Origin of the sequence: Burkholderia sp. DN3021 (assembly GCF_049805555.1) — a bacterium.
Classification (GTDB): domain Bacteria; phylum Pseudomonadota; class Gammaproteobacteria; order Burkholderiales; family Burkholderiaceae; genus Burkholderia; species Burkholderia pyrrocinia_C.
Genome location: NZ_JBNCAB010000177.1, coordinates 1 through 3,620, shown reverse-complemented (window position 1 = coordinate 3,620; position 3,620 = coordinate 1). Strand labels below are relative to the sequence as shown.

At 70.9% G+C, this 3,620-nt stretch carries 3 protein-coding genes; 1 reads left to right on the top strand and 2 read right to left on the bottom strand.

Annotated elements, in window-relative coordinates; genetic code table 11:
• Together dalD and ACPUER_RS36060 are read right to left on the bottom strand one after the other, a co-directional pair.
• On the bottom strand, positions 1-1,390 hold a 1,390-nt coding region (dalD, locus tag ACPUER_RS36065; protein WP_425133493.1), incomplete at its 3' end, for a D-arabinitol 4-dehydrogenase.
• Between the two features lie 193 nt (positions 1,391-1,583).
• Positions 1,584-2,495 carry a LysR family transcriptional regulator gene (locus ACPUER_RS36060; protein WP_310142267.1) on the bottom strand — a complete coding sequence of 304 codons (912 nt, stop codon included), beginning with the start codon at positions 2,493-2,495 and terminating at the stop codon, positions 1,584-1,586.
• Between the two features lie 97 nt (positions 2,496-2,592).
• On the opposite strand from ACPUER_RS36060, the gene mdlC reads away from it, so the two are divergent.
• Positions 2,593-3,620: benzoylformate decarboxylase (mdlC, locus tag ACPUER_RS36055; RefSeq protein WP_425133492.1), on the top strand; the 1,028-nt coding region annotated here is incomplete at its 3' end.

Here is a 3,620-nt window from a genome sequence, read left to right as displayed (position 1 = left end):
GCGCGAGCCATGCGTCGACCCGGCCGACCGCGGCGCGCAGCGCCTCGAACAGCGCGGCGTTGCCCGCGAGCGAACCCCACAGCGGGCGGCTCGCGCACAGCGCGACGGCCGGGTCGTCGGCGTCGACGATCGCCCGTGCGGCGGCTTCGTCCATCACGCCGTCCTGGTACGCGTACGGCAGCGTGCCGCGCGCCCAGCGTTCGAGAAAGCGCAGGAACAGCGCGGGCAGCACGGCGGTGGCGACCGGCGCCGCGCCGCCGCGCGCGAACGATTCGACGAGCGTCGGCGCGATGAAGCCGGGGATCTTCGAGAAGCCGTCGGCCGCGACGCGCTGGTTCGTGTCGAGCACGTACGGGTTGCCGAAGCGCTCGAGCACGACGTCGCGGTAGCGCGCGAGATCGAGCGGGCTCGGGGTCAGGCAAGGGATCACGTCCTGCGTCACGTAGTCGTGCGCGAAGCGGCGGATCGCCGCGTCGTGCGTGCCTTCGTGGATATACGTGTAGCCCGCGAGCGTGCCGGCCCACGCGATGCAGCTGTGCGTCGCGTTGAGGATGCGGATCTTCGCTTCCTCGTACGGGTGCACGTCGTCGACGAGTTCCGCGCCGGCCAGCTCCCAGCGCGGCCGGCCGGCCGCGAAGCGGTCCTCGATCACCCACTGGATGAACGATTCGCCCATCACCGGGCATGCGTCGTCGAGGCCGGTGGCCGCCAGCACGCGTTCGCGCACGTCGGCGGTCGGGCGCGGCGTGATGCGGTCGACCATCGCGCTCGGCGTCGCGACGTTCGCGTCGAACCACGCGAGCAGGTCGGCTGCCCCGCGCCGTTCGAGGAATTCGCGCATGCCCGCGCGAAAGCGCGCGCCGTTGTTGCGCAGGTTGTCGCAGCTCTGCAGCGTGAGCGGGCCCGCGCCGCGCCGCATGCGTTCGGCGAGCAGCGCCGCGAGCGCGCCGTACAGCGTCGTGCGCGCGCCCTGCAGGTCGGCCGCGAGATCGGCGTTCGCGACGTCGAGCCGGTTGTGTTCGTCGAGGTAGTAGCCGCCTTCGGTGACGGTGAACGACACGATCCGGCAGGCCGGATCGGCGCCGGCGTCGATCAGCGCGGCGAGGTCGATCGACCAGGGCAGCACGCGCGTGATCGCGCGGATCGTCTCGTACGCGCGCTCGCCTTGCGGCGTGACGGTTTCGAGCGTGTATTCGCCGTGCTGCGCGGCGAGCGCGTCCATCGTCGCGCGCATGTCGTCGCGGATGTTGCCGACGGTCAGCGACCAGCGTTCGTCGGCCGGCACGGCCGCGTTCACGCGATGCAGATACCACGCCTGGTGCGCGCGGTGAAACGAGCCCGCGCCGATGTGCAGCAGCACGGGCGCGCGGGCGGAGGGCGATTCGCTCATCCGGTGTCTCCTGTTCGTGCCAGTCTTTCCTGTCGACTAGATCATTTGCTCTTAATGTGAGCGAATGATCGTATTCGGGCGAGCGAAAGTCAAGGCGGGGAGACGGCATTTCGATGGTGCGCTGCGGCGGCGCGCGGGTGGCGCGGGAACGGAGGCGAAGGGGCGCGAACAGGCGGCCGGTCGGGAGCGGGTGTCAGCGCCCTTCGCGCGTGAGCGCGACGAGTTCGTCGAGCAGCTTGCCGGCCGGCCCCGGCAGGATCCCGTGGCGACGCCGGAACGCGGTGAGCGTGCGCACTGCGACGACCTCCTGCACCGGCAGCGTGTCGATCGTGCCGGCCGCCTGCTCGGCGCCGTACATCGGCTCGGCCATCCAGCTCAGGAAACCGGCATGCGCGACGAGGCTCTTCAGCGTCGTGACCGAGCGCGTTTCGACCGCGATGTCGGGCAGCGCGAGCCCGTGTGCGTCGAAGGTCGCGCGCATGTGGTCGAACGGTGCGGTGCCGCGCGGCGGAATCGCCCAGCGCGCGTGCAGCGTGTCGACGAGCGTCGGCGCGCGGCCGAGCGCGCGCAGCGGATGGTGCGGCGCCGCAACGATATGGCTGCGATCTTCCCAGCGGCACTCGGGAATCGCGACGATCTCGTCGGTGTCGGGCCCGTGCGCGGACAGCGCAAGATCGATCTCGTGCTTGTTCAATCCCTCGGCGAGGCGGTCCCACACGCCTTCGAGGATCTCGACGCGCAGGTTCGGCCAGCGGTCGAGCACGCGGCCGACCGCGACCGGCAGCACGAGGCTCGCGATGCTGCCCACCGTGCCGACCTTGATCGTGCCCTTCGCGAACCCGCGCATTGCGTCGAGTTCCTCGCGCGCGTGCTCGGCCTCGTGCTGCAGCAGCGTCGCGTGCGGCAGCAGCGCGTCGCCGAACGCGGTGAGCTGCACGCCCTTCGAATGGCGCTCGAACAACGGCGCGCCGACCTGGTCCTCGAGCCGCTTCAGGATCCGGCTCAGCGCCGGCTGCGTCACATGCAGCGCATCGGCCGCGCGGCCGAGGCTGCCGCACGCGACGATCGTCGTGAAGGCGCGCAATTGTCGGAGATCGAAAGTCATGCCGGAATGTAATGGCTTATCGCAAAAAATACAGTATCCGAGAATGGCTTGCGCTTCGATACTGTGGAAACCGCCAAGCCATCGAGGAGCGCCGAGCATGTCCGGCCATCAGCCCCCATCCGCCGCATCGATCACCGTTCGCGATGCGGTCATCGACCTGCTTCGCCAGTTCGGCATCGACCGCGTGTTCGGCAATCCCGGTTCGACCGAGCTGCCGATGTTCCGCGACTTCCCGGCCGATTTCCGCTATGTGCTCGGCTTGCACGAGGCCGTCGTGGTCGGGATGGCCGACGGCCATGCGCAGGCCACCGGCAATGCGGCGGTCGTCAACCTGCATTCGGCGGCGGGCGTCGGCAACGCGATGGGCAATCTGTTTACCGCGTTCAAGAACCGCACGCCGCTGATCGTCACCGCGGGCCAGCAGGCGCGCGCGATCTTGCCGTTCGACCCGTTCCTCGGCGCGACGCAGGCCGCCGAACTGCCGAAGCCGTACGTGAAATGGAGCATCGAGCCCGCGCGTGCGCAGGACGTGCCGGCCGCGATCGCGCGTGCTTACCGCATCGCGATGCAGGAGCCGCGCGGCCCCGTGTTCGTGTCGATCCCGGTCGACGACTGGGACCAGCCGGCCGAGCTGCTGCCGCGGCGCGACGTCAGCAGCGTCGCGCGGCCCGATCCCGACGCGCTCGCGCGGCTCGGCGACGCGCTCGACGCCGCGCGGCGCCCCGCGTTCGTGGTCGGCGCGGCCGTCGATCGCGCCGGTGCGTGGGACGACGTCGTGCGGCTTGCCGAGCGGCACCGTGCGCGCGTGTACGTCGCGCCGATGTCGGGGCGCTGCAGCTTCCCCGAGGATCATCCGCTGTTCGCCGGCTTCCTGCCCGCGATCCGCGAGAAGATCGTCGCGCGGCTCGACGGGCACGATCTCGTGTTCGCGTTCGGCGCGCCTGCATTTACCTACCACATCGAAGGCTTCGGCCCGCACGTGCCGCCGGGTGCGGCGCTCGTCCAGCTCGTCGACGATCCGGGCGTTGCCGCGTGGACGCCGTCGGGCGACGCGGTCGTCGGCAACCTGCGGCTCGCGGCACGCGACCTGCTGGCGCGGCCGGCGCCGCCCGAGCGGCCGATGCC